At 64.0% G+C, this 25,153-nt stretch carries 22 protein-coding genes, 1 tRNA gene and 1 pseudogene; 3 read left to right on the forward strand and 21 right to left on the reverse strand.

Annotated elements, in window-relative coordinates; all coding sequences use genetic code 11:
• Window positions 1–4 precede the first annotated feature (4 nt).
• The 3 genes from VDP79_RS03885 to VDP79_RS03895 all read right to left on the reverse strand — a co-directional run bounded on the left by VDP79_RS03885 (window position 5) and on the right by VDP79_RS03895 (window position 4,561).
• Window positions 5–2,968, reverse strand: a complete 2,964-nt coding sequence (locus VDP79_RS03885; RefSeq protein WP_323016899.1) for a hybrid sensor histidine kinase/response regulator — start codon at window positions 2,966–2,968, stop codon at window positions 5–7.
• A gap of 191 nt (window positions 2,969–3,159) precedes the next feature.
• Window positions 3,160–4,359, reverse strand: coding sequence for an EAL domain-containing response regulator (locus tag VDP79_RS03890; RefSeq protein WP_323016900.1), 1,200 nt, complete (start codon window positions 4,357–4,359; stop codon window positions 3,160–3,162).
• Entirely contained in the window at window positions 4,325–4,561 is a 237-nt protein-coding gene (locus VDP79_RS03895) for a hypothetical protein (protein ID WP_323016901.1), read from the reverse strand. Before VDP79_RS03895 ends, VDP79_RS03890 begins: the two co-directional genes overlap by 35 nt.
• A gap of 31 nt (window positions 4,562–4,592) precedes the next feature.
• Between VDP79_RS03895 and VDP79_RS03900 the strand changes: the two genes are divergently transcribed.
• Window positions 4,593–5,204: a LysE family translocator gene (locus tag VDP79_RS03900; protein ID WP_323016902.1), complete on the forward strand. Its 612-nt coding sequence runs from the start codon at window positions 4,593–4,595 to the stop codon at window positions 5,202–5,204.
• 40 nt (window positions 5,205–5,244) lie between these two features.
• Here VDP79_RS03900 and VDP79_RS03905 read toward each other — a convergent pair whose 3' ends face one another.
• The 10 genes from VDP79_RS03905 to VDP79_RS03950 form a co-directional block, all read right to left on the reverse strand.
• Entirely contained in the window at window positions 5,245–5,865 is a 621-nt protein-coding gene (locus VDP79_RS03905) for a tRNA-(ms[2]io[6]A)-hydroxylase (protein ID WP_323016903.1), read from the reverse strand.
• Between the two features lie 52 nt (window positions 5,866–5,917).
• Complete coding sequence (gene ychF / locus VDP79_RS03910; RefSeq protein ID WP_323016904.1) at window positions 5,918–7,009, reverse strand: redox-regulated ATPase YchF; 1,092 nt, start codon at window positions 7,007–7,009, stop codon at window positions 5,918–5,920.
• Between the two features lie 60 nt (window positions 7,010–7,069).
• On the reverse strand, window positions 7,070–7,864 hold the full coding sequence (locus VDP79_RS03915; RefSeq protein ID WP_323016905.1) for a type II CAAX prenyl endopeptidase Rce1 family protein: 795 nt from the start codon (window positions 7,862–7,864) through the stop codon (window positions 7,070–7,072).
• A 49-nt stretch (window positions 7,865–7,913) separates the two neighbouring features.
• Entirely contained in the window at window positions 7,914–8,510 is a 597-nt protein-coding gene (gene pth, locus VDP79_RS03920; protein WP_323016906.1) for an aminoacyl-tRNA hydrolase, read from the reverse strand.
• A 109-nt stretch (window positions 8,511–8,619) separates the two neighbouring features.
• Window positions 8,620–9,237, reverse strand: a complete 618-nt coding sequence (locus VDP79_RS03925; RefSeq protein WP_323016907.1) for a 50S ribosomal protein L25/general stress protein Ctc — start codon at window positions 9,235–9,237, stop codon at window positions 8,620–8,622.
• Between the two features lie 94 nt (window positions 9,238–9,331).
• Window positions 9,332–10,282, reverse strand: a complete 951-nt coding sequence (locus tag VDP79_RS03930) for a ribose-phosphate pyrophosphokinase (RefSeq protein WP_323016908.1) — start codon at window positions 10,280–10,282, stop codon at window positions 9,332–9,334.
• Between the two features lie 95 nt (window positions 10,283–10,377).
• A tRNA-Gln gene (locus VDP79_RS03935) sits at window positions 10,378–10,454 on the reverse strand.
• Window positions 10,455–10,458: 4 nt separating this feature from the next.
• Window positions 10,459–11,355 (reverse strand): 4-(cytidine 5'-diphospho)-2-C-methyl-D-erythritol kinase, encoded by an 897-nt coding sequence (gene ispE, locus VDP79_RS03940; RefSeq protein ID WP_323017017.1) that lies wholly within the window; start codon window positions 11,353–11,355, stop codon window positions 10,459–10,461.
• 59 nt (window positions 11,356–11,414) lie between these two features.
• Window positions 11,415–11,993: a lipoprotein insertase outer membrane protein LolB gene (lolB, locus tag VDP79_RS03945; protein ID WP_323016909.1), complete on the reverse strand. Its 579-nt coding sequence runs from the start codon at window positions 11,991–11,993 to the stop codon at window positions 11,415–11,417.
• Window positions 11,990–13,765, reverse strand: a complete 1,776-nt coding sequence (locus VDP79_RS03950; RefSeq protein ID WP_323016910.1) for a tetratricopeptide repeat protein — start codon at window positions 13,763–13,765, stop codon at window positions 11,990–11,992. Before VDP79_RS03950 ends, lolB begins: the two co-directional genes overlap by 4 nt.
• Window positions 13,766–13,850: 85 nt before the next feature.
• Between VDP79_RS03950 and mutM the strand changes: the two genes are divergently transcribed.
• Window positions 13,851–14,678, forward strand: a complete 828-nt coding sequence (gene mutM, locus VDP79_RS03955) for a bifunctional DNA-formamidopyrimidine glycosylase/DNA-(apurinic or apyrimidinic site) lyase (RefSeq protein ID WP_323016911.1) — start codon at window positions 13,851–13,853, stop codon at window positions 14,676–14,678.
• Between the two features lie 28 nt (window positions 14,679–14,706).
• Here mutM and VDP79_RS03960 read toward each other — a convergent pair whose 3' ends face one another.
• A complete protein-coding gene (locus VDP79_RS03960) occupies window positions 14,707–15,051 on the reverse strand; it encodes a RidA family protein (RefSeq protein WP_323016912.1) in 345 nt (114 codons plus the stop codon).
• Between the two features lie 105 nt (window positions 15,052–15,156).
• Window positions 15,157–16,569 carry an FAD-binding oxidoreductase gene (locus tag VDP79_RS03965; RefSeq protein WP_323016913.1) on the reverse strand — a complete coding sequence of 471 codons (1,413 nt, stop codon included), beginning with the start codon at window positions 16,567–16,569 and terminating at the stop codon, window positions 15,157–15,159.
• 141 nt (window positions 16,570–16,710) lie between these two features.
• Between VDP79_RS03965 and VDP79_RS03970 the strand changes: the two genes are divergently transcribed.
• Window positions 16,711–18,096, forward strand: a complete 1,386-nt coding sequence (locus VDP79_RS03970; protein WP_323016914.1) for a phosphomannomutase/phosphoglucomutase — start codon at window positions 16,711–16,713, stop codon at window positions 18,094–18,096.
• Window positions 18,097–18,115: 19 nt separating this feature from the next.
• Here the strand turns inward: VDP79_RS03970 and VDP79_RS03975 are convergent, their stop codons facing one another.
• The 6 genes and pseudogenes from VDP79_RS03975 to VDP79_RS04000 all read right to left on the reverse strand — a co-directional run bounded on the left by VDP79_RS03975 (window position 18,116) and on the right by VDP79_RS04000 (window position 25,149).
• A complete protein-coding gene (locus VDP79_RS03975; protein ID WP_323017018.1) occupies window positions 18,116–19,303 on the reverse strand; it encodes a glycosyltransferase family 4 protein in 1,188 nt (395 codons plus the stop codon).
• A gap of 195 nt (window positions 19,304–19,498) precedes the next feature.
• Window positions 19,499–20,566, reverse strand: a pseudogene (locus tag VDP79_RS03980) (glycosyltransferase); the annotation flags it as partial.
• Window positions 20,514–21,638, reverse strand: coding sequence for a glycosyltransferase family 4 protein (locus tag VDP79_RS03985; protein ID WP_323016915.1), 1,125 nt, complete (start codon window positions 21,636–21,638; stop codon window positions 20,514–20,516). The gene VDP79_RS03985 and the pseudogene VDP79_RS03980, both read right to left, overlap by 53 nt.
• Window positions 21,639–22,766 (reverse strand): glycosyltransferase family 4 protein, encoded by a 1,128-nt coding sequence (locus VDP79_RS03990; RefSeq protein ID WP_323016916.1) that lies wholly within the window; start codon window positions 22,764–22,766, stop codon window positions 21,639–21,641.
• Window positions 22,763–24,124, reverse strand: coding sequence for a murein biosynthesis integral membrane protein MurJ (gene murJ / locus VDP79_RS03995; protein ID WP_323017019.1), 1,362 nt, complete (start codon window positions 24,122–24,124; stop codon window positions 22,763–22,765). Before murJ ends, VDP79_RS03990 begins: the two co-directional genes overlap by 4 nt.
• The gene (locus VDP79_RS04000) at window positions 24,124–25,149 is read right to left on the reverse strand and encodes an NAD-dependent epimerase/dehydratase family protein (RefSeq protein ID WP_323016917.1); all 1,026 of its coding nucleotides are present in this window, start codon (window positions 25,147–25,149) and stop codon (window positions 24,124–24,126) included. The genes murJ and VDP79_RS04000 overlap by 1 nt, the downstream gene beginning before the upstream one ends.
• Window positions 25,150–25,153 lie beyond the last annotated feature (4 nt).

Raw genomic sequence — 25,153 nt, forward strand, 5'->3', positions numbered from 1 at the left:
ACTGCTACACGCATTCCAACATCGCCTGCAGACGGTCGCTGATAGCGGTCAAACGGGCCTGCAGCGCCTCATTCCAGCCTTCCCGCTGCACGGCCTCTTCCAATACCGCCAAGTGTGCCGCCATCTCCGCCAGGCCCACAACCTTCAGGCCGCCGCGCATGCGATGCAGCCGCTGCTGGACCGTCCTGCCGTCTTTCTGCCCGATCGCCCGGCTCAGGGCTGCGAGATCCCTTGCCATCGTGCTGCGAAACACATCCCGATACCGGGCGGGAACGGCCCAGCGCTCGTCAGCCGGCGCCCCACCGGCGCCTTCCAGCGTCTCTGCCGATTCAGGAACGCCATCCGCGCCACGGTTCTTTGCGCCCCACTGGCGCAACAATCGGCCCAGAGACACCAGATCGATCGGTTTGACCAGCCAGGCGTCCATACCGCTTTCCGTACACCGCTGACCTTCCTCGCGCAGGGCATTGGCGGTAATGCCGATGATGGGGCACGCAGCCCCCTGCGCCCGCAAGCGCCGGGTCAGCTCATAGCCGTCCATCCTGGGCATATTGACGTCGGTCAGCACCACATCATGAGGCTGGATGCGCCACTGCACCAAGGCTTCTTCACCATCGCCAGCCAGACTGACCTGACAGCCCAGCTGTTCCAGCTGGGCTGTCAACGTGGCCTGATTGATGGGATTGTCCTCTGCCACCAGCACGCGCAAGGACAGCTTGGGGATCACCGCGGGCTGGGCCGCAGCAGTGCGCTGATGCACCAATGCATCCAGACCCCATGCAATGCTGTCCACACTGCCGCCATCGATTTCAGGATGCGTGGACGGCGGCTGAGCAGGAGACAGGCAGAGGTAGCGCCCATCCCAGCCGGCGGGCTGTGCCCGAGCAGGCATCATGACGTCCACCAGCCAGCGCCCACCCGAGGCGGATGACAAGGGCACAGGGGCCGCCTGGGCATCCGCACCCCAATGACATAGCCAGCGGCACACATGCGCGGACAACTCACCATGGGGCGCACGGACCCATAACGCCAAACCCTGCAGAGCTGGCGACGGTTCATCCCCCTGTTGCTCTGCCGCAGCGGCAGGCAGCAAGAACACATCGAGAGAAAAGCTGCTGCCCAGGCCCGGCGCGCTGCTGACCTTGATCTCGCTGCCCAGCATCTGCGCCAGACTGCTGCAGATCGACAGCCCCAGCCCGGTGCCACGCACCGCTCCTAAAACAGAAGCCTGACCGAGATGGCTGCGGTAAAACGGCGTGAACAAGCCCGCTTGATGTTCCTCGGCGATACCGGCGCCGGTATCCGCCACCTGCAGGCGCATCTCCCAGGGCTTGCTGTCATTTGCCTCGCGAAGGACCGCCAGGCGGACGATGATATGCCCCGTCGCGGTGAATTTGATGGCATTGCTGATCAGGTTGGCGACAATCTGACGCAGGTGCGCAACATCTCCCTGGCACCACTCAGGCGTTCGGATATCAATACTGCAAAACAGCAGCAAGTCCTTCTGCTGCGCCAAGGCGGCATAGGCGGCCACGCAGCGCTGCACCAGGTCACGAGGGTTAAAGAGCACCGTTGCCAGAGGCATCTGGCCCGCTTCGATCTTGCTGACGTCCAGCACATCGCTGATCTGCTGCAACAGCAGCTCAGCAGCGCTCTGAAGACGCACCAGGTACTGCTGCTGAGTGTCGTCCAGACGGGTCAGCGCCAACAGTTCCAGCGTTCCCAGCACGCCATACAAGGGTGTGCGGATTTCATGGCTCATCGTTGCCAGAAAGCTTGTCTTGGCCTGATTGGCCTGCTCCGCAGCGGATCGTGCTTGTGCCAAAGCCCGTTGTGCTTCGGCCTGGACGGTCACGTCGGTCACCGCGCACAGCACCACATCCTGCTGCCGATAGCGGGTGGGCGTAAAAGCGACATGAAGGCTGTGGCCGTTACTCAGATCCAGCTGCTCCAGAATGCCAGGCGCCTGGGCATCCAGCACTCGCCGCAGCATCACTTCCTGCCCCGGCAGATGTGGCGCCACCACCTTGCCCGGCTCCAGATTCAGCCACGAGCGCGCCTGAGCAGACGCAAACACCACCTTGCCCTCCCCTCGCGTCAGCAAGCATAGTGCGATCGGTGCAGTGTCCAGCAGGGTGCGGTTGAAAGCCTCGCTTTCCAATAAGGCGATCTGATCCTTGCGAGCAGGCTCGACGACATGACGCCGGTGCCAGCCCACATAAGCCAGACCGGCCAGCAAACCCAGAACGGTCAAGATCAGGCTGATCAGGGGAAGCCAGAAATTGGCTTTGAAAAAACTGCCGTAAGGAATCAGATAATAGGCAATCCAGCCATCCGTCGGGCTCTGCAAACGTAAGACCAGCCCATCGGGCATCAGGGAAAAACCGTCTGCGCTCACTGAAGGGACAGCCCCCGACCCCAGCAACACCCCCTGTCGTTCACGCATCAACCAGAAGCGATGCGCCAGCATGGAGGAGGCCGTGCCGGCGGCATGAAAACGTTGCGTATCCAGCAGCGTAGTCAGATACGTCTGGCGGGCTTTATCCGAGGCAACCGGCCAAGGGTCTACAGACAGATCGGCAGGCGCCAGGGCCAGCATACGATCCGCCTGCCCCGGGAGCGCCAGCCAGCGAACCTCGGTATCGGATGCATGCCCCACGCCCTTGATCCGCATCGGCGCATCGGCAGGCTCGTGCACGGCTCGAGGTATGCTGATATGCACCCGGCCTTCCGCATCGATCAGCGCCAACCGAGGCGATGGGAAGGGAGAAAAGGCCCAGAACGCAGCATAATCTTCAGCCAGATAGCGGCCCAAGGCATCAGCGGCCTGCCGCTGCGCTACGTCCAGGCCCCGGGCGCTCTTTCCCAGGGAAAAGTCTTCGCTATGTCTCTCCGGCACGGTAGTGAATCGCTGGCTTCGTACCTGCAGTTGCAACAGAAACTGCTCTTGTTCCTGAACATAGCCCATGAGGCTGGAAAAATCCGCCGCCAGCCGCCCCCCGAGTCCGTTCGATCGAGCTATACGCCCCCATCAGCAGCAAGCCCGCCAGAAAGAATATCAAGGCCATACCAGCCAAAATAGCCAGATTCTGGCGATGCACATGCCGCGTCACCGTATCAAAAGGCTTATCAGGCATCCGGTGGTGTCCGGAAAAAAACTTAAGAGACATCTCGAGTCAATTGTCTGGCAAAGCGGGCGGCATCCACTGCAGCCGATATCAGGAATCCTTGGGCATAATCACAGCCAATCCGTCTCAGAAACACCTTGTCTTCCTCGGTCTCCACCCCTTCCGCCGTCACCGTCAGTCCCAACTCCTTGCCCAGCGCCACCGTCGACGACAGCGCGGCAGCGCGCGTGGCATCCTGCCACGCGCCGCTGACCAAGGCCCGATCGACCTTCAGCTCGGTAAACGGCGTGGAAATCAGATTGTAGAGGGAGCTGTAACCACGCCCGAAATCATCCTGAGCCAGCCCGAACCCCTTAAGCCGCAGACGACTGACCCCCATCTGGTAGGCGCCGGGAACATCGATCGTTTCATCTTCCAAAAGCTCAAAACTGACTGCGCTCGGGGGAACACCGGCGGCCACCACCCGATCCAACAGGAGATCGGGCAAACCGGGTTCAGCCAGCAGTGGCACCGGCAGATTCACGGCAATCGGCACGATATAGCCAAACCGGGCCCAGGCGTCATAGGCGCACAAGCCATCATCCAGCATACGCAGCAATAGCGTCTGCTCCAAGCCGTATTTTCGGACTGCCGACAGAAACGTGCCAGGGGAAATTTCCCGGCGATTCGCCTGCGGCCAGCGCGCCAGCACCTCCGCAGCGGCAATGCGGCCTGTTTCCAAGGACAGTTTGGGCTGAAACCAGCCCTGAATAGCGCCCGAGCACAAGGCCTCGTGCAAGGCCCCGGCATCCGGCACCAGATGCGGCGCGACGGGTAGCGCCTGAGGGGACGCCGCTTGAGCGCCGTTCAAGGACAGGCAGTAACGGCGCAAATGACTGGCCTGCTCCGGCGAAAAGGGTTTAGAGAAATGACCGATCACGGCAAATCCGCGCTCTCTGGCCATTCGGTCGACGCTCTGGAGAATAGGACGGGAATGAGAGCTGGCAATCGCCAGCACGGGATTCAGGCCGCTGCCAGAGAGCTGATCGATGAACTGGACGCCATCTGTATCAGGCATATCCAGATCCAGGATCACGATCTGATGCGGCTGCCCCCGCAAAGCGCGGAACGCCGCCGGCACCGCGTAGGCGGAAGTGATCTGGTGAAACCCCGCGTCATTGAGCAGCGATTCCATGTGAACGCAATCCACCGGATTGTCATCCAGAATCAGAACGCGGCAGTCGTCGGGCATGCTTCCGTACCGCCAGCAGCGAGCAGCTGATCAGCGCAATAACGAAAAGCTGCAGCAGACGATGGGAAATCTGCGGTGGATGTTGAATCTCCCGGAGCAGGGCGGCAGGATCTTTCGGCATCGTCACATCATAGAGATCCCACTGCCCGCCATGGATAAGACTATTCTGAATAGCTGCGGCCCAGGCAATTTTGCGCGACAATCATCTCCCGCCCTCGACGCGATCAATCCCCATGTTCCTGCACACCCTGCTGCTCGTGATGACGATCCACGCCGTCGCCCTGATCTCACCAGGTCCGGATTTCGCCATCGTCACCCGCCTGTCCATCGTCTCAAGCCGGCGCGCGGGTCTATGGGCGGCAGCGGGTGTCGCCAGCGCCATCGGCGTCTATACCCTGATCAGCCTGCTGGGCCTGTCCCTGGTGTTGGCCACGTTGCCGGGCCTGTCGCGCATCCTGTCCATCGCCGGCGCGCTGTACCTGATGTGGTTGGGCATCCAATGCCTGCGATCCAAGGGCGTCATGCCCGAGGCCGGCGCATCCGCCCTGAGCGGGCGACGCGCCTACGTGACGGGATTTTTCACCAATCTGCTCAATCCCAAGGCCATGCTGTATTTCGGCTCGATCCTGTCCCAGGCGGTCACGCCGGACCTGGGCAGCGCACATCTGGTCATCGTCTGGACCGTGCTGGTGGCCGAATCCCTGCTGTGGTTCGGCCTGGTCGCTACGCTGTTTTCAGCCCCGCGCATGCTGCAATGGCTGCGCACCCGCCTGCGCTGGTTCGACCGCGCCATCGGCGTGGTGTTGCTGGGCCTGGCGGCCAAGGTCGGCAGCTCGGGCATGTAGTCGCCCAGGCGGGCGGCGGCCTGCCGCCGATCAAAAGCGATCAGGCCTGCGGCGCGTCTGCCGGGCAGCCGCTATGGAATCGGAATTCCGCATCTGGCGATTCGATCAGGCCCTGTTCGATCAGACGGATGCGGGCAATGGCGCGATCCACGTCACGGATTTCGCCAAAGCGCTGTGCAAAGCGCAGATAGTGTTGATAATGGCGGCTTTCTGACTGCAGCAGCCCGGCATAGAACGTCGCCAGCTCCTCGTCCAGGTGCGGCGCCAGCGCGGCAAAGCGCTCACAGGAACGCGCTTCGATAAACGCCCCGACAATCAGCGTATCGACCAGTTTCGCCGGTTCATGCGTGCGCACTGCCGCCCGTAGTCCGGAGGCATAGCGGCTGGCGGTCAAAGGCCTTAAGGCAATGCCGCGCCGCTTCAGGATGCGCAGCACCTGCTCGTGGTGCACCAGCTCTTCCCGCGCCAATTTGGACAAGGCCATCGACAACTCGATATCCTGCCCATAGCGCGCAATCAGACTCATGGCCGTGGCGGCTGCTTTCAGTTCGCAATTGCGATGATCCAGCAGCAGGATGTCCTGCTGCGCCAACGCGGCCCGCACCCAGGCGTCTGGCGTTGGACAAGGCAGGAAGTCGATCAGCTCAGCGGGAAGACTCATGCCGCGCTGACCGCCAACCGGAAGACTGAGCGCCGGTGCATGTTTCCCAAGGTCAGACGTTGAACAGGAAATTCAACACATCCCCGTCCTTGACCACGTATTCCTTGCCTTCGGCCCGCATCTTGCCGGCTTCCTTGGCGCCCTGTTCGCCCTTGCAGGCGATGAAATCGTCGAAACCGATGGTCTGGGCGCGGATGAAGCCGCGTTCAAAGTCGGTGTGGATGACGCCGGCGGCCTGCGGGGCGGTGGCGCCCACCGGCACGGTCCAGGCGCGGACTTCTTTCACGCCGGCGGTGAAGTAGGTCTGCAGGCCCAGCAGCTGGTAGCTGGCGCGGATGACGCGATCCAGACCCGGTTCGCTCATGCCCATGTCTTCCAGGAAGACCGTCTTGTCGGCATCGTCCAGATCGGCGATTTCGGCCTCGATGGCAGCACACACGGCGACCACCGGGGCATGTTCCGCTGCCGCGTAGTCCTGCACCGCCTTCAGGTGGGGATTATCCTGAAAGCCGTCGTCCTTGACGTTCGCAACGTACATGGCGCGCTTGGCGGTGATGAAGCAATAGCTCTTGATCAAGGCTTGTTCGTCTTCGTCCAGGCCCAGACCGCGTACGGACTTGCCCTGGTCCAGGGTCGCGACGATACGTTCCAGCAGAGCGACCAGGCGGATGGCATCCTTGTCGCCGGAATTGGCCAGCTTGCGGTTTTTCTGCAGCGCCTTGTCGGCGGCAGCCAGGTCGGCCAAGGCCAGTTCAGTATTGATGACCTCGATATCGGACACCGGGTTGATGCGGCCTGCGACGTGAATGACGTTGTCGTCCTCGAAGCAGCGCACCACATGCACGATGGCATCCGTTTCGCGGATATTGGCCAGAAACTGATTGCCCAGGCCCTCGCCCTTGGAGGCGCCCGCCACCAGGCCGGCGATATCGACGAATTCCACCACAGCGGGCACGACGCGCTCGGGCTTCACGATAAGGGACAGCTGCGCCAGACGGGGGTCCGGGACCTCGACCACGCCGACGTTGGGTTCGATGGTGCAGAAGGGATAGTTTTCTGCGGCGATACCGGCCTTGGTCAGGGCGTTGAACAGAGTGGATTTACCGACGTTGGGCAGGCCAACGATGCCGCATTGCAGTGCCATGGGGATCCTGAGAAAAAAGAAGGATGGAAATCAAGGCGCTATTGTACCCGCAGGGCCTGATCAGCTCGCCGCCAGCTGCGGCGCAAAAGTCAGGATCAAGCCGATCAGCAGCAGCGGCCCGCCATTGAAAATGGCATGCAGGGCCATGGATGCGCCGATCCCGCGTTTGACCCGCATCCAACCCAACACCAGACCGGTCACCCACTGCGGCAGCACCAGCAGCGGCAGCAGCACCAGGTTCATGGAGGTCATGCGAAAGTTATACAGATGCACGGCGGCAAACGCCAGCGCAGCCGCATGAAACAACAAGGGATAGGCCCAGCGCATCCGGCGGCGCCAGCGCCAGGATGCCGCCCATCCGGCACGCCAGCGATGGGTGGCGGGATACCACAGCGGCGCCAAGACCAGCAGCAGGGCCACCGCCGCCATCAGGATGGAGGTGGCGCCCGCCCCCTGCACCAGAATCGCGACCATCAAAGGCACGAACCACCACAACATGGCGGGCCGGCGCAGGGCATAGCGAAAGGTCAATTCCTCGACGATGGGCGCCCAGATCAGCGCGGTCAGCCAGGGGAGATTATGGATGTCCAGGCGGTGCTGGGCGCCACTGGCGTCCGCCGCCGACAAGGCCAGAGGGGCGAAGACAAAGATATTCACCGTCCACAGCAGCACGGCCCAATGCAGCAAGCGCCACCAGGGCGCATGCAGGGAAAAATCCACCCACACCCCCCGGCCAGGACCATGAGGACGCAAACGCGGCCCAGGTCGGGGCCGCACGATGAATTTCAGGAAATCGACGATTTCCTCGCCCATGGTGGGCAGGCCGGACGGACGGGAAAAACCTGGCAGACTCATGCGCTCACCCCCTTATGCACAATGGGCATCCGGTCGGCATGCCGGCCTGTCAATCGTGGTTCCCCTGATGCAGGCGTTCCGTCACCCGATCAAACGCCCCATCCAGCAAGGCCGGCAGTTCGACCCGGCAACGGCGGATGACTTCGTCGATCCCCGGCATATCATCCTGGCGCGGCGGATGCAGTACAAAATTGACCACCGACTGCGCCAGCCCCAGGCTGCGCGGATGGCCGATCCCGATGCGCAGACGCCAGAAGTTCTGGGTGCCCAGCGCCGCCTGGATATCCCGCAGGCCATTGTGTCCCGCATGACCGCCGCCGAACTTCAATTTGACAGCGCCCGGCAACAGATCCAGTTCGTCGTGCAGCACCAGGATTTCCTCTGGCTGCAGCTTGTAGAAACGCGCCAGGGCGCCGACGGCCTGTCCGGACTTGTTCATGAAGGTGATGGGTTTGGCCAGCACCACCGGCTGTCCGGCATGGCGGGCACGGGCGACCCAGGCAAAAAAAGATTTTTCCAGCGTAAAACCTGCGTGCAGATCATCCGCAAAATGATCAGCCAGCCAAAACCCCGCATTGTGACGGGTGGCTTCGTATTCGGGGCCAGGATTTCCCAGGCCCACAATGAGGCGGATGGGCGCGGTCATCGTGATGATTCAACACAGCAAGACATGAAAAGGCCCTCATGATACGTCAAAACCCCCGCCCATCTGACGAAGGGCGGGGGTTTTGAGAGCCTATTGCGGCGTTGCCGGATTATTCGGCGGCAGGCGCTTCAGCAGCAGGCGCGGCGTCGTCATCGGCAGCCGAACCCTTAGGCGCAGCAGCCTGAGCCAGCAGCGGGTTGGTGTCTTCGCCGTGGGGCACGTATTTCACGCCGATCGGCAGCGTGATGTCGGCCAGGTGCAGACGGGAACCGCCGATCATGTTGCTCAGATCGACTTCGATGAACTGCGGCAAGTTGGCCGGCAGGCAGGTGATGTCCAGTTCCGCCGGGCCGTGCGTGACAACCTGACCCGCCAGCTTGACGGCCGGGCTTTGGTCGGCATTCAGATAGTGCACCGGAATCTTGGTGTTCACAGCTTGGGACGCGTCCACGCGCTGGAAGTCCACGTGCAGCACCAGAGGCCGGTAAGAGTGCCATTGCACGGCACGCACCAGCACGGGTTCGATCTTGCCGTCCAGCTCCATATCCAGGATGGAAGCGTGGAACTCTTCTTTGTTCAGTGCGTGATAGATCTCGTTGTGGTCGAGTTCGATATTGGCCGGGTTGGACTTGCCACCGTAAACGATGGCGGGCACCCGACCGGCGCGGCGCAGGCGGCGGCTCGCACTCGAACCCTGGACGCTACGCGAAGTGGCGGTAAATTTCATGGAAAACTCCAAAATACGAGGCCCTGAAGGCCCCAGTCAGTAGCAGCCTGAGCTGCAGATCACCCCCCGCCGCGACCAGCGGGGGATCAAAAAATCAATCGGCGAACAAGGAACTGACCGATTCAGCCGTCGCGATGCGCAAGATGGTTTCACCCAACAGCGATGCGCAGGACAGCTGGCGGATCTTGCCGCACTGGCGTGCCTGTTCGGACAGCGGAATGGTGTCGGTGACGATGACCTCGTCCAGCGCCGATTCCTGGATGCGCTTGACGGCTTCGCCGGACAACACCGGGTGCGTGCAATAAGCGTATACCAGTCCGGCGCCACGGTCTTTCAGGGCCTGCGCGGCCTTGCACAGCGTGCCGGCGGTATCGACCATGTCATCCATGATCAGGCAGGTGCGCCCGTTGACGTCACCGATGATGTTCATGACTTCGGACACATTGGCGCGCGGACGGCGCTTGTCGATGATGGCCAGGTCGGATTCCAGCTGTTTGGCCAGGGCGCGCGCGCGCACCACGCCACCGATGTCGGGCGATACCACCACCAGGTTCTGGAAGTTGCGGCTCCAGATGTCACCCAGCAGGATCGGCCCGGCGTAGATGTTATCCACCGGGATATCGAAAAACCCCTGAATCTGATCGGCATGCAGATCCATCATCATGACGCGATCGACACCGACGGACTGCAGCATGTTGGCGACGACCTTGGCCGAGATCGATACCCGCGCCGAACGCGGCCGGCGGTCCTGGCGGGCATAGCCGAAATACGGGATGGCGGCAGTAATGTTGCGAGCCGAGGCGCGGCGCAGGGCATCGACCATCACCATGATTTCCATGAGATTGTCGTTGGTGGGCGCACAGGTGGGCTGCAGCACGAAAACGTCTTTGCCGCGAACGTTTTCATTGATTTCGACCATGACTTCGCCATCGGAAAACCGGCCGACGGTCATTTTCCCCAGCGACATGTCCAGATGATTCACCACATCGACCGCCAAGCGAGGATTGGCCGTGCCGGTAAAAATCATGAATCTGTCTTGTGCCATGGTAGCGAACCAATGATGTCAAATGACAAGGCTGTTGACCAGTGCCCCGGTGGGACCGACTCAACAGCCTGATATGTCTATCCGCAATGGAAGTGTGGCTGGGGAAGAAGGATTCGAACCTTCGCATGCCGGAATCAAAATCCGGTGCCTTAACCAGCTTGGCGATTCCCCAACGATCAATCCATTACCCAGTCCCGCAGCGGATGTTCACCCAGTCCCTGGCAAACCCAGGAATCCTCGATGACCGCATTAGGCAGGTCATGTATTTTACTGATTATCCGGTCCTGCTGCACCCGAGCCAGTCGCGCATCAGCAAAACCCGCAAACAGACACGAACCCGATCCCGTCATGCGTGCATCCAGCCCCGCCCTGCGCATCGCCCCCAGTATCTGAGCGATCATCGGATGGTGTCGACACACGACTGATTCCAGATCGTTGCGGCCAAAGAGGCTGCTGTGTTCTGATTGCCAATCAGCAAAGACCGAGATTTTTACCGATTCCGAATCTCTTGTCAAATCAGCATCCTGAAATACCGTCGCTGTCTGGACATGAACCGCAGGCCGCAGCACCCAGTAAGCCTGGGACGGCAAGGTCACCGCCGTCAGGTCTTCTCCTACTCCTTGGGCAAAGGCTGATTGCCCAAAGATGAAGACCGGCACATCCGCCCCCAACGGCAAAGCCAGGCGCAGCAGCTGCGATCGCGTCAGGCCGGTTCCCCACAAACGGTTGAGTGCGATCAGGGTCGTTGCTGCATCGCTGGACCCCCCGCCCAGGCCGCCGCCCGCCGGGATGCGTTTACGGTAGCGGATGCGCGCGCCCTGGCGGACGCCCGTGGCCTGCTGCAGCAGACGGGCCGCCCGCAGGACCAGATCCTGATCCGCCGGCAAACCCGGCAAGCTCTCGCCATCGCGGGCGATCAGGCCATCGGCGGTGCGCTCAAAATCCAGGTGATCACACAGATCGATGAAGCGGAACACCGTCTGCAACTGGTGATAGCCGTCCGGCCGCCGCCCCACGACATGCAGAAACAGATTCAGCTTGGCTGGCGCGGGGACGTCGTACAGAGCGGCCATGGGCAAACGCCCCGGACCACGTTCGCCGGACGCTGCCGTCCATGCGCGATCCGGCGGCGTCACGGACGATCCATGACCAGCTGCAGCCGCCACTGACCCTGATCGTCCTGACGAGACAGGCGCACGCGCAACGGCCCCTGATCGTCGTCATACGCCGACAGGCGGACGTCCCAGCCGTGCTGCTGCAGGGCGGTCAAGCGGCCCTGCTCGTCGTGCTGGACGCCGCTGGCGGCCTGACCGGGTTCGAGCTGCCCCCGGACCCAGTACCGCAAACCGGCCACCGGCATGGGGTGTCCCCACACCTGGGCCAGCAAGGCATCGGGCGACGGCGCGGATTCCCGGCTGCCATCGGCGCGTTCCAGCACAGAGACGCCGGCATCCACCCGGATTCGCGCCAAGACGCTGCCCAAAGGATTGCTGAGATCCAGTTGCAAGGTGCGCCCATCATCGCGCCAGGAAAACCCGCCCTGCGCCGCGTACGGCGGCTGGGCCACCGGCTGCAGGTTCACGGCAAAGCGGCCGACGCGTTCAAAAGCCGGACCCTGCCCGCCAATACGGGCGGGCGCTGCGCAGGCCGCCAGCAGGACGGCCAGCCCCAGCATGGTCAACAGACGCCCCACGACGCGCACCCTGGTCACGGCAACTGAACCCCCAGACGCTGCAAGGTAGCCTTCAGCGCGTCGTTATCAGGGTCGGCCTTGCGGCCTTCCGTCCAGATGCGCCTGGCTTCGTCGCGGCGTTTGAGCATCCATAAGGTTTCGCCCAGATGCGCGGCGACATCGGCAGCCTGCAATTGGTCGTAGGACCGCCGCAGATATTCCAGCGCGCCCTGATAATCCCGGGTGCGGAACAGATACCAGCCCACGCTGTCCAGGATATAGGCATTGTCGGGGTCCAGTTCCAGCGCCCGTTCCAGCAGGTCACGCGCCTCGGGCAGGCGGCGGTTTTCCTCGACGTAGGTGTAGCCCAGGGAATTGTAGGCATTGGCATTATCGGGATCCAGCACGATGACCTGACGCATCAGGGATTCGAAGTCGGCGGTTTTCCCCTGCTGGTGCAACAACATGCCCAGCTCGTATTTGACTTCCGGCGTGTCCGGCATCTCCAGATCGGCCGCCTTCAGCGCCTCGACGGCCTGATCCGTGCGGCCCGCGTCCCGATAGATGGTCGCCAGCGTCAGGCGCACGACAGTGCGCTCACGACGGTCGGCAGGCTTGATGGCATCCAGCGTGGCGCGCGCCTTGGCCAGATCGCCTTGGCGGCCATACAGGACGGCTTCATGGGTTCGCGCCTGAAACTGCAGATTGGGTTCATCGATGCTGCGCAATTGCCGGATGGCTTCTTTCAGATCGCCTTGGCGTTCAGCAATCTGCACCAGCAACAGACGGGCGTCGGACACATCAGCCTGGGCGCTGGTGGCGCCATCGGCCGTTGCCCTGCGCCGCTGCTGCTGGATCGTGATGTACTCGCCCAAGAGCGCCTTGGCGGCGTCGTAGCGGCCCGCCCGCGCATTGACCTCGGATTCCGTATACAACAGATCGAAGTCTTCAGGCGTCTGCTTGCGCATCGAATCCAGTAATTTCAGGGCCTCGTCGAACTGCCCCTGCCCTGTCAGCCGGCTGACCAGCAGCAACTGCAGGGCTCGTTGATCCGGGTGCTTGGCCAGATAGGCATAGGTATCCCCGATCGCTTGGCGAGGTTCGACCCGCAGGCCATATTCCAGCACCCGCTGGGCGGCATCCGAAGAATCCGGGTCCAGCGCCTGCGCCTGATAGGCCTCATCCACGGCCCGCCGGGGTTCGCCGGCCGACCATGCCGTATCCGCCAAAGCCAGATGGGCCAGCGACGAAGTCTTGACGACCCCCGTCAACGCCTTGTCCAGCACATCCAGCGCCAGACGCTTGTCGGTCATCTTGGAGACGATGCCCACCGCCTGGACAATGGCCTGATCCTTGTCATCGGCAGCGTCGATCCGGCGGGCCAGCGTGCGGGCCAGGCCATCGGTCTGGCCGCTGGACGCCGACAGCGCCAGCGAAGCGGCGACGGCTTCCGGATTGTCCGGGTCAAGTTGGGCCCATTCACGGGCGGACTGCAGCGCCAAAGTCAGGTTGCGCCCTGTCATGGCCATCTGAAAGGCCCGCTGCCCCAATCTGGGATCCAGGGTATCACGCGCCAGGCCGAGCAGTTCCTGGGCGGCATCTTCGTATTGCCCGCGCTGGGCGGCCAGTTCAGCCACCAGAATGCGATACAGTAGTTCAGGCGTCAGGCTGACAGCTGGCGGCTCACCGGGGCGCAAACGGATGGTTTCGACCGAATCCGCCGGCGCAGGAACCGGCGGTGCAGCCCAGGCAGTCTCGTGCGCGGCGACCAGCACCAGCACCACGGGCAATACAAAGGCGGAAATTCTCATCGGCGGTAACCAGGGCCGCAACGCGAGAAACGCCCGCGTCTGGTGGCAAAATTGCTTCATCGAAAGAGGATGTTATCACCCTGCCATGCCTGAACTGCCAGAAGTCGAAACAACGCGTCGTGGAATTGCCACGATCATGCCCGGACGCATCCTGCGGCAACTCATCGTGCACGAATCCCGGCTGCGCTGGCCGGTGCCCCCGGACCTGCCCGCGCTGCTGCGGGATGCACCGGTACTGGCCTGCGAACGGCGGGGAAAATATCTGCTGATCCGGTTTGCGCACGGTGTCCAGATCGTGCATCTGGGCATGTCCGGGTCCCTGCGACGGGTGGCGATGGACGAACCTTTGCGCAAACACGATCACGTGGAATGGGTGTTCGACGACGCCCGCTTCCTGCTGCACGATCCGCGCCGCTTCGGCGCCGTGCTGTGGCACCCACTGATTGCCGGCCCGCTGGAAGCGCATCCTCTGCTGGCCAGTCTGGGCTGCGAGCCCTTTGGCCCTGACTTCACCCCCGACAGCCTGCATGCGGGCGTCCACGGGCGCCGCCAGTCCATCAAGCAATTGCTGCTGGGTGGACGCATCGTGGTGGGCGTCGGCAATATCTATGCCTCGGAATCGCTGTACCTGGCAGGCATCGACCCGCGCACACCGGGCAGCCGTGTGTCGCGGCCACGCTGCGCCCGGCTGCACGAGGCCATCCTGCAGACGCTGAGCCAAGCACTGGAGTCAGGCGGCAGCACCCTGCGCGACTACGTCAACGCGCAAGGCACGCCGGGCGCCTATTTCACACTGCACGCCGCCGTCTATGACCGCGACGGCCTGCCCTGCCCGCGCTGCGCCGGTCCTATCCGCCGCATCGTGCAAGGGCAGCGGGCGACGTATTTCTGCCCGCACTGCCAGACCCGCTGAGACAGGCAGCCGGCCAGCCGAAGACGCGTCAGTCCAGCGCAGCGACGATGATGACCTCAAACTTCAGGTCGGACGCCGCCAGGCGCGCTTCGCCCGTCGCACGGGCCGGGGGGTTGGCCGGATCGATCCAGGCTTCCCAGACCGGGTTCATGGCGGCGAAATCCGCCATGTCACGCAGCCAGATCGTCGCTTGCAGAATCTTGGACTTATGGCTGCCGGCCTTGGCCAGCAGCTCGTCGACCTTGGCCAGGGCCGAGCGCGCCTGAGCCTGGACGTCGCTACCCGTCCCGGTCTGCCCGGACAGGTACACGGTATTGCCATGGACGACGGCGCCGCTCATGCGGACGCCGGGTTCGATGCGTTGGATCGTCATGTAAAGAACTCCGAGAAGGTGGAAAACGGCGCCATGATACCCGAGCCCGGCGCAGCAGGCGGGCACAGGCCCAGAGAGCGGAATTGCCCCGGTATCAGACTGTGTTCAGGCCAGGACTTTGCCGGGATTCATGATGCCCAGCGGGTCCAGCGCGGATTTGACGCGATGCATCAGCGCCATCTCGATCGGGTCCTTGAACTGCGGCAGCGCATCGCGTTTCAGCTGCCCCACCCCATGTTCCGCACTGATGGACCCGCCCACGGCATGCACCCGCTGGTGCACCAAGGCATATACGTCATCCTGGTGCGCCAGCAACTGGCCTTCGGCCCAGTCGGCGCCGCGCGCCACGTTGTAGTGCAGATTACCGTCGCCCAGATGGCCGAAGATCACGTTCCGGATACCAGGGAAAGCCGCCTGCAAGGCGGCATTGGCGCCCAGCACGAATTCCGCCATGCGCGACACCGGAATCGAGACGTCATGCTTGATGCTTTTGCCGGATTCCTTTTCGGCCAAGGGGATGCTTTCCCGCAGATGCCACAGGGCATGGCTTTGCGCCATGGATTCTGCAATCACCGCATCCAGCACGCAGCCGGCCTCTATGGCGTCGCCGATCACGACCTCGAAACGTTCGCGGGCATGCAATTCGGACTCGCTGTCGGATAATTCCAGCAGGGCATACCAGGGCAATGTCGCCGAGACCCCTTCGAAGGGCAAGCGCTGTTGCGGGAAACAGCGCACCACGTCCTGCAGACAATCGCCCGCCATCAGTTCGAAGCCGGTCAGCGACGCCCCCAGGCCCGCCCGCGCCCGCCCCAGCATGACAATGGCGGATTCGATGGAATCCAGCGCCAGCAAGGCCGTACAGCGCGCGACCGGCAAGGGATGCAGTTTCAGCGTGGCGGCGGTGATCACCCCCAGCGTCCCCTCGCTGCCGATATACAGGTCGCGCAGGTTGTAGCCGGTATTGTCCTTGCGCAAGCCGCGCAGGCCATGCCAGATGTCGCCCTGGGCTGTCACGACTTCCAGCCCCAGGGTCAGTTCACGCATGTTGCCGTAGCGCAGCACCTGCGTGCCCCCGGCATTGGTCGCCAGATTGCCGCCGATGGTGCAACTGCCTTCCGCCGCCAGGCTAAGCGGAAACAAGCGCCCGGCATCGAAGGCCGCCTGCTGCACGGCCTGCAGGATGCAGCCGGCTTCAACATCCATCGTGTCATTGTCCGTATCGATGCCGCGCACCCGATTCAGCCGCTGCAGGGACAGGATCACGGCGCTGCCTGCATCGTCGGGGGTGGCGCCGCCGCACAAGCCGGTATTGCCGCCCTGGGGAATGACCGGGATCCGGGCCTGTGCGCAATACCGCACGACGGCGGCGACTTCGTCCGTGCTGCCTGGCCGCACCACGGCCAGGGCCCGCCCGTGGTAGCGTTCGCGCCAATCGACCTCGTAGGACAGGGCATCCGCCCCGGTCAAGACATGCGGCGCGCCCACCGTCGCCCGCAAAGCATCCAGATGATCCATGAACTGAAAATCCCGTAAGCTGCGCCAAGAGGCATTCATTGTAATCGGCGATAATGGACGATGCTGGCAGCCGGACATGCCCGGCCTGGTCCTTCCGCACGCTGACTGCCGCTCATCCCTCATTCTTATTCGAGATCCGCCGTGTCAGATTCCCTGCCCGCATCCGTTTTCAAGGCCTATGACATCCGGGGGACGGTCCCCGACCAGTTGAACGATGGTTTCGCCTACGCCCTGGGCCTGGCGTTGGCCGCGCAGGCCCGCCTGGAAAACGTGCGCAGCCTGGTGGTCGGCCACGATGGCCGGATCAGCAGCCCCGGCTTGTCAGCGGCCCTGCAGGCCGGCTTGCACGCGGGCGGCATCGACACCGTGGACCTGGGCCTGGTGCATACGCCGCTGGTGTACTTTGCCGCCCACCTGACCGGCTGCGGTTCGGGTGTGGCCATCACGGGCAGTCACAATCCACCCGACTACAACGGCTTCAAGATGATGATGGGAGGGCGCACCCTGCACGGCGAAGACATCCAGGCCCTGCATGCCTGCATGCGCGATATTCAGCCGTCGCAAGACACGACGCCGGGGCGGTCCGAATCACAGAACCTGATCGACACCTACATCCGGCGCATCACCGATCATGTCCAGTTGGCGCGGCCTTTGCACATCGCAATCGACTGCGGCAACGGCGTCGGCGCCGTGGCGGCCGGGCGCCTGTTCCGCGCCCTGGGATGCACGGTGGACGAACTCTTCTGCACGGTGGATGGCCATTTCCCCAACCATCACCCGGACCCCGCCGAACCCAAGAATCTGCAGGACCTGATCGACCACCTGAAACGCACCGACTGCGACATCGGACTGGCCTTTGACGGCGATGCCGACCGCCTGGGCGTCGTCACCCGATCCGGCCAGATCATCTGGCCCGACCGCCAGCTGATCCTGTTCGCCCGCGACATCCTGCAGCGCGAACCCGGGTCCGCCATCATTTTCGACGTGAAATGCAGCCGCCACCTGGGGCAGGCCATCCGCGACGCCGGCGGCGTCCCGCTGATGTCCCAGACCGGCCATTCCCTGATCAAGGCCCGCCTGGCGGAAACCGGTGCGCCCCTGGCCGGCGAAATGAGCGGTCACCTGTTCTTCAAGGAACGCTGGTACGGTTTCGACGATGGGCTCTACGCCGGCGCGCGCTTGCTGGAAATCCTGGCGCGCAGCGCCGATCCCGGCCAGTTGCTGGAATCCCTGCCGCAAGGCCTGTCCACCCCCGAACTGAAGCTGCCCATGGCCGAAGGCGAACCGCATGCCTTTGTGCAACGCCTGCAAACCGAAGGCCATTTTCCGACGGCCCGGGACCGCATCACCATCGATGGCATCCGCGCCGAATACGCGGATGGCTTTGGCCTGGCCCGCGCGTCCAACACCACGCCGGTCGTCGTGCTGCGCTTCGAGGGCGATACCCCCGAAGCCCTGGCGCGGATCCAGGCGGAATTCCGCCACGCGATCCATACACTGCTGCCGGGGCGGGAATTGCCGTTCTAAGCCAGCACCAGGCGTCCCGCTACGAACCGCTGGCGCCGGACGGCAGCAAATCGGCGTAAACCGCCAGATGCGCCTGCACGATGCCTGCCAGGCCGAAATCGCGTTCGGCCAGGGCGCGGCCTGCTGCGCCCATGCGATCCCGCAAACCGGCATCCGCCGCCAAGCGGCTGACGGCATCGGCCAAAGCCCGCGCATCCCGAGCCGGGACCAGCAGGCCGCTGACATCCGGTTCGATGACATCCCGGCACCCCGGGACATCCGTGGTGATGACCGGGCGACCGCAGGCCGCTGCTTCGATCAAGGATTTGGGCAAGCCTTCGCGGTACGAAGGCAAGGCCACCAGATGCGCCTGCGCATAGAAACCCGCTACGTCGGCGCATTCCCCCACATAATCGATCACACCTTCGGCCTGCCACGCCTGCAGCTCATCGGCTCGGATCGACGCCGGATTTTCCGGATCCAGGCTGCCGGCCAGCCGCCAACATACGGATTCGCCGCGAGCAGCCGACAGACGCGCAGCCTCGACAAATTCACGCACGCCTTTGTCCTGCAGCAAACGGCTGGCCATGGCGACCGTCACCGGGCCATCGGGCCAGGGGGCCGGCATGAAACGATCCAGATCCACCCCCGACCCTCGCAGCAGCAGCACCTGCGCCGGCCGCACAGCGCCCGCCTGCACCAGCACGTCACGATCAGAGGGATTCTGGAAAATCACCCGGCTGTTGGCATGACCCAGCGCCAAGCGGTACAGGATCAGCGCGAGGCGTTTCAACATGCCCCGAGCCCCTGCTCCCTGGATGAAGACATAGCCCAAGCCCGAAATCGCGGCCACATACGCAGGCACGCCTGACAGGCGGCTGGCGATGCCGCCGTACAGCACGGACTTCAAGGTCACGGCATGCACCAGATCAGGCCGCACCTGGCGAAACAAGCGCCAGATGGCCCAGAGACTGCGGGCCTCGGTCCAAGGCCGCATACTGGTGCGTGACAAGGGCAGGCGATGATGGATGAATCCGGCAGCCTCCAGTTCGGCGACCGCCGGCCCGCCCATAGACGCCACGTGCACCTCGTAGCCGGCGTCCCGCGCCGCGATCGCCACCGGCAGCCGGTGGGAGACCAGAAAGGCTGGATTGGTGATGAAGAACAGCAGCCGGGGACGAGCGGTCGACGGACGATCTGCGGCCGCGGCATCCTCCGTAGCGCGCAAGACCGAGGCGGATGCCGCAGACACCTTGCCCGCATGGCGTCCAGCTGGAGTCGGGAAGTCGGCTGCCAGGCGGCGCCAGACGGTCTCGTAGCGATCCACCATCGTCTGCAGACTGTAGCGGCGGGCCACGGAATCCCGCGCCTGATCGCGGCGCTGAGACCAGGCGGGACTGCCGACAGCAGCGATGGCCTGATCGATAGCCCGCGCCAAGGCAACGGCATCCTGGGGCGGAGCCACCCAGCCGTATTCCCCCACGATCTCGGCGGCATCCCCCACATCCGTCACAGCGCAGGCAACCCCTGCCGCCATGGCTTCGGACACCACATTGGGAAAGCCTTCGGCCTTGCTGGACAGGACATGGACGTCCAGCGCCGGCATCAGAGCGGGCACGTCATCGCGCCGCCCCAGAAAAATCAGATGATCCAGCAGCCCGTAATGGCGCGCCTGGTCGATCAATTCTGCGTTGTCCCGCGACATGCCCAGGCCGATCAAGACACAGCGCAACTCTGGCTGCTCCCGCACGCACAAAGCCAGGGCGGCCAGCAGATTGCCATGATCCTTCAGCGGATTCCAGCGGGCGACACAACCCAACAGGACGGCATCTTCCGGCACTTGCCACTGCGCGCGCCATGCCTGCCGCGCCGCCGCATCCGGATGCCAGACGGACAGATCATAACCATTGGGGATCACCAAGACGCGATCCGACTGATAGCCCCAGCCGCGATGCACCTGGGCAGCGCGATGCGCGCACGCCACGATGACACCCGGCGCCCACCCCGACACCCGGGCGCAGCACCAGGCCGCGAAGCGCGATGAACGGCTGCTTTCGGCCAGGCTGACGCCGGAATTGCGCACCCCCCAGGCCACCGCCCGGATGCCCGCCAGGCGGGCCAGCAAGCCGCCGATCAGGTCCGCGTGATACATCCAGGTCTGGACCACGTCGGGACGGCGGCTGCGCAACAGGCGGTACAGACGCCACACGCCGCGCAGAGATCCCCAGACGCCCTGCATCTCCAGGGAGATCACCTCGACGCCCGCATCCCGCAGCGATGCGCCCATGACGCCTTCGCCGCGCATCGATACCACCGTATGGCGCACTTGCGCGCCGGGGGCCGTCGTCAGACGCTGCAGCACGGTTTCTGCACCGCCATGCAGCAGGCCGGAAATAATGTGCAGGACTTGCAGCGGGGCCCGTCCTGTCTTCATTGCGCTATTTTCCATATTTCTCATGACCTTCCGGTATCCGATCCCTCCAGGCGGCATCCCACGCCTGCATCACGGCATCCAGACCATAGCGAGCGCGCACCGACGCAGCGCCCGCCCGACCTAATGCTTCCCGGTCTGATGCGGATGCCTGCATCAGCTGCCGCAACGCCTGTGCCAGCGCGGGTTCATTGCCTGATGGCACCAGTGTCGCCACCTGCCCCGCCTGCGTCAATTCAGCCGGACCGGACGGACAATCCGTCGCCACGCAAGGCAGGCCCAAGGCCATAGCCTCCAGCAAGGCATTGGGAAAACCCTCGACGCGGGAATTCAGCACAAAACCGTGCCCCGTCGCCAGGTCTTCCCAAGGCGTCTGGCTGAAGCCCGGCAGATGGATCCGTGCCTCCAGGCCCAGCGTTGCGACGCGCTGCAGGCAAGCCGCCCGTTGGGCGCCATCGCCCCAGATCCACAGATCCCAATCCGGACACTCATCGGCCAACCCGGCAAAGACTTCGATCAGACGATCGAATTGCTTGACCGGATTGAAGCGGCCCAATGCCACCAGGCGGCGCCGACCTGCGGCCGGTTCCGCCGCCCGCATGGCTGGCAGACCGTCCGGCAGCGGATTCGGAATCGCTGCGATCCGGCTGACACCGGGCGCCACCTGCAACAGGTGCGGCACGCTTTGCTGTGTCTGCACGATCACCCGATGCGCCCAGGGGTAGGTCCGGCGGCGCAGCCAGCGCAACACGGACTCGAGATTCACGCTATGCGCCGGGTCGGTACGTTCGCTGACCACCACCGGCAGCCCCAGGCCCCGCGTGGCCAGCAACGTGGTGATATTCACGTTCGTCAGAAAAGACAGCACGCGATCCGGCTGGAGACGACGCGCCAGCCGCCGCAGCGCCAGAATCTTGGTGAGCGGTCGCAGCCAGGCGGGCCCGCGCAGCTGGTCCGCCAGCCACAACAACCGCACCTCCGGCTCCAGATGCTGCAGGCAGCGCCCCCGGCCCGAATAGCAGCACACCAGAGTGACCTCGTCGCCCCGTCGCGTCCAGGCATTGGCCAGCGTCGCCGCCACCCGTTCCGCCCCGCCGCCATGCATGGAGCTGACCAGAAACAAGATGCGCATTCAGCAGCCCTCCTGACCCTGGAAAACCTGTTCCCACAAGGCCATGATGCGCGCCGTGCTGAAACGATCCCGTACATCCGTCGCCCGGCCTGCGTATTGCGCCCGCAAGTCGGCGTCCTTCATCAGGGCGCACAACTGCGCAGCCAATGCCTGCGGATCCTGCACCGGCCGCACCAGCACGCCATCGATCCCGTCGCGGATGATTTCACGCGGGCCGTTTTCGCAGTCGAATGCCACGCAAGGCAGGCCGCTGGCCATGGCTTCCAACAAGGTGTTGGACAAGCCTTCTGCCTGGGAACTGAGCACATACAGGTCCGACGCCTGATACCAGGCCGCCATATTGCCGACCCGGCCAGGCAGACTGACCCGATCCTGCAGGCCCAACGCATCACGCAGAGATTCCAGCGCAGCGCGCTCGGCGCCTTCGCCCAGGATGGTCAGATCCCAGTCATCACACATGAGGGTCAGATCCGCAAAAGCCCGCAGCAAACAATCGAAGCCCTTGACCGGATGCAAACGGCCCACGGCCAGCAGGCGATGCCGGCCGGGCGCACGCGGGGGATCGACCCGGGGTTCCTCGTCGGCCAATGGCCAATGCACGGCATTGGGAATCACTTGGGCGCGCACGCCGGGCACATATTCGTCCAGCCATTGGGCGGTTCCCCGCGTCAGGGCAATGACGGCATCGGCGCGCGGATACGTCCAGCGGCGCAAGCGCTGCCAGGCGGCCGGCAGCGGCAATGTGGGGGGATGCGTGTGTTCCGTGGCGATGACCCGGCTGTCGGCGCCTCTGGCGGCCAGCACCCCCAGCACGGAGCCGCGCGTCATCATGCCCAGGATGACAGCGGGTCGCTGGCGGCGCACCAGCCGCCGCAAGGCCCAGAATCGCCGGCCATTGCCCCAGACGGCGCCCAGCGGCCCGGCGCTGTCAGCGGCCAGGCCCAAGGCATGGCGGTCCACGCCCGCCGGGATCGGATAGGCATCCTGATCCGCCGCTGTCTGGGTCACAAGGTCGACCCGATACCCGCGCGACTGCCAGTAGGCGGCCATATCGACAGCCACCCGTTCGGCGCCGCCGCCACGCAGGGAATGAATCACGATCATCAGATCCGTACGGGGTTGCGTCATCCCTTCACTTCCTTGCCAGGTTTCAGACCTGGCCGCATCCGCAAGGCCAGGACCAGATAGGCCGCATACGACAGGGCGTACATCAGACTGGTCGCCAGCATGATGCCCTCGACCCCCATGCGGGGGGCCAGGACAGCATTCATGCCTGCCTTGATCAAAAAGTTCAGCACGGCGATCGCCGCCATCCAACCGTAGCGATTCTGGCTGGCCAACAGCTGCACCAGAATCAACACGCCGAAAAAGAAAGGCAGCTGCAGCAAACCCCAGCGCAGCACCTGCGCCACCGCGACCGTATCCTGCGCGGTGAAGGCGCCGCGTTCGAACAGCAGCGACACAAACCAGGGCGCCAGCCACCAGCCCAGCAGCACTGCGACCGCGCCCAGACCCAACATGACACAGGACCATTTCAAGGCCATCGTCCGCGCATGCGCGGCATCTCCCCGGCTTTGCACATCGGCCAGCACCGGCAGGGCTGCCCGGCCGACCGACGCGGCCCCCAGGCCGATCATCAGCGACAGCAGGCGCGCGGCATAGCCCAGCGTTGCATTGGCATTTTGCCCCAGCTGCGCAGCCGTGTACTGGTCGATAGGACCGACGAAGCTCATGGCCAGCTGCCCGACCAGCATGATGCCGGCGGCAGCCGCCAGGCTGGACCACTGCGGCGCTTGCCGGCTCAGCCGCACCCGCACGGGCACGTCATCCGCCCGCCGCGCCAGCCGATGCTGCCAGAACGACTGCAGGGCATAGCCCAGCACCGTCCCCCACAACAAGGGCATCACGCCGGCTCCGGCGGGGGCCGCCAGCACCCAGATCAGGATCATCAGCGCCGGCACACTGTCCAGCAGCGTATTGATGTGCCGCTCATGCGCCCGCAGACAGGCGGCGCTCAGGCCCGTCCAGACCGTGAACAGCGCCGCCGGCGCAAACCCCAGAATCAACAGACGGCTCATGTCCTGCACGGCGGGCGACAGGCCCTGGCCCGCCACCTGCAACACCCAGGGCCAGGCAAACACCAGCAGCAGCGCGATCACGGCGCCCAGCCCCAGGGTCCAGGCCAGCAGTTCGCCCAGAAAACGGCCATGCTGGCAGGCATCGCCCCGGCGGCTGCGCACCAGCGCCGGAATCAGCACGACCGAGCAGGCCCCCACCAAGGTCACAGGCAGCCAGTTGGCCAGGGTCAAGGTGAATTGATAGGCATCCACCACATCGCTGATGCCGTAGCGGTAGGCCACGGCCATTTCCTTGAACGCCCCGACCGCCTTGCCTATCAACAGGAAGAAGGCCACCCGGGCGGCCCCCAGGGCGATCCGCCGATGATCGGCGTGCAGCGCCGCCAGCCGACGCGTCAGGAAAGCAATCAACGCAAGAACTGGATGTACCAGGGCATGGCGATCTCCAGACCGCCCAGGATGTCGAACTGCGGCTCGTAACCCAGCAGGGTACGGGCCTTGCTGACGTCGGCCTGGGAATGGCGCACGTCACCCGCGCGGAAATCTCCGTAGCGCGGCTCGCGCCCGTAGGACACGCCGTTACGACCCAGGATATCGCGCAGATAGGCGAACAGCTGATTCAGGCTGGTTCGGGCGTTGAAGGCCACGTTATAGACCTGGTTGACGCCTTCGCCCTGGGCCATCGACGCCAGCAGATTGGCCTGCACGACGTTGTCGATGTAGCAGAAATCACGGCTGGTTTCGCCGTCGCCGTTGATGGTGACTTCCTGGTCGCGGATCATGGCCGACACCCATTTCGGGATCACGGCGGCATAGGCGCCGTCGGGGTCCTGGCGTCTGCCGAAGACATTGAAATACCGCAACCCCACTGCCTGAAAGCCATAGGCCCTGGCAAAGACGTCCGCATACAGCTCATTGACGAATTTCGTCACGGCGTAGGGGGACAAGGGCTTGCCGATGCGGTCCTCGACCTTGGGCAGACCCGGATGATCGCCATAGGTGGAACTGGACGCCGCATACACAAAGGACTGCACCTGGGCGTCACGCGCTGCAAGCAGCATATTGAGCTGGCCGCCGACATTGACCGCATTGGTGGTCAGCGGATCTTTCAACGACCGGGGCACGGAACCCAGCGCGGCCTGATGCAGTACGTGCTGCACGCCTTCGGCAGCCTGGCGGCAGGTCTCCAGATCGCGGATGTCCCCTTCGATGAAACGAAAGCGCGCCCACTGATCCGCGGATACCTGGGACCGCACTTCATCCAGATTGTGCTGATAGCCTGTGGAAAAATTATCCAGCCCGACCACGGTCTGGTTCAGCTTCAGCAAGGCTTCCAGCAGGTTCGACCCGATGAAACCGGCGCAGCCCGTGACCAGCCAGGTACGAGGATGCGCCTGCAATTCGGTTTGCAAGGTCTGGAAATGGGTGCTCATGGCA

It is taken from the genome of Castellaniella sp. (assembly GCF_034675905.1).
Classification (GTDB): domain Bacteria; phylum Pseudomonadota; class Gammaproteobacteria; order Burkholderiales; family Burkholderiaceae_B; genus Castellaniella.

Bases quoted from the DNA above. Each gene is read 5' to 3' on its own strand.
- VDP79_RS03900 (WP_323016902.1), top strand. From the start codon at position 4,593: ATGTTCCTGCACACCCTGCTGCTCGTGATGACGATCCACGCCGTCGCC.
- VDP79_RS03905 (WP_323016903.1), bottom strand. From the start codon at position 5,865: ATGAGTCTTCCCGCTGAGCTGATCGACTTCCTGCCTTGTCCAACGCCA.
- VDP79_RS03925 (WP_323016907.1), bottom strand. From the start codon at position 9,237: ATGAAATTTACCGCCACTTCGCGTAGCGTCCAGGGTTCGAGTGCGAGC.
- VDP79_RS03915 (WP_323016905.1), bottom strand. From the start codon at position 7,864: ATGAGTCTGCCAGGTTTTTCCCGTCCGTCCGGCCTGCCCACCATGGGC.
- VDP79_RS03960 (WP_323016912.1), bottom strand. From the start codon at position 15,051: ATGACGATCCAACGCATCGAACCCGGCGTCCGCATGAGCGGCGCCGTC.
- ychF (WP_323016904.1), bottom strand. From the start codon at position 7,009: ATGGCACTGCAATGCGGCATCGTTGGCCTGCCCAACGTCGGTAAATCC.
- VDP79_RS03985 (WP_323016915.1), bottom strand. From the start codon at position 21,638: ATGCGCATCTTGTTTCTGGTCAGCTCCATGCATGGCGGCGGGGCGGAA.
- ispE (WP_323017017.1), bottom strand. From the start codon at position 11,355: ATGGCCGCTCTGTACGACGTCCCCGCGCCAGCCAAGCTGAATCTGTTT.
- mutM (WP_323016911.1), top strand. From the start codon at position 13,851: ATGCCTGAACTGCCAGAAGTCGAAACAACGCGTCGTGGAATTGCCACG.
- VDP79_RS03930 (WP_323016908.1), bottom strand. From the start codon at position 10,282: ATGGCACAAGACAGATTCATGATTTTTACCGGCACGGCCAATCCTCGC.
- VDP79_RS03890 (WP_323016900.1), bottom strand. From the start codon at position 4,359: ATGCCCGACGACTGCCGCGTTCTGATTCTGGATGACAATCCGGTGGAT.
- VDP79_RS03950 (WP_323016910.1), bottom strand. From the start codon at position 13,765: ATGAGAATTTCCGCCTTTGTATTGCCCGTGGTGCTGGTGCTGGTCGCC.
- VDP79_RS03965 (WP_323016913.1), bottom strand. From the start codon at position 16,569: ATGGATCATCTGGATGCTTTGCGGGCGACGGTGGGCGCGCCGCATGTC.
- pth (WP_323016906.1), bottom strand. From the start codon at position 8,510: ATGACCGCGCCCATCCGCCTCATTGTGGGCCTGGGAAATCCTGGCCCC.
- VDP79_RS03885 (WP_323016899.1), bottom strand. From the start codon at position 2,968: ATGGGCTATGTTCAGGAACAAGAGCAGTTTCTGTTGCAACTGCAGGTA.
- VDP79_RS03990 (WP_323016916.1), bottom strand. From the start codon at position 22,766: ATGACGCAACCCCGTACGGATCTGATGATCGTGATTCATTCCCTGCGT.
- VDP79_RS04000 (WP_323016917.1), bottom strand. From the start codon at position 25,149: ATGAGCACCCATTTCCAGACCTTGCAAACCGAATTGCAGGCGCATCCT.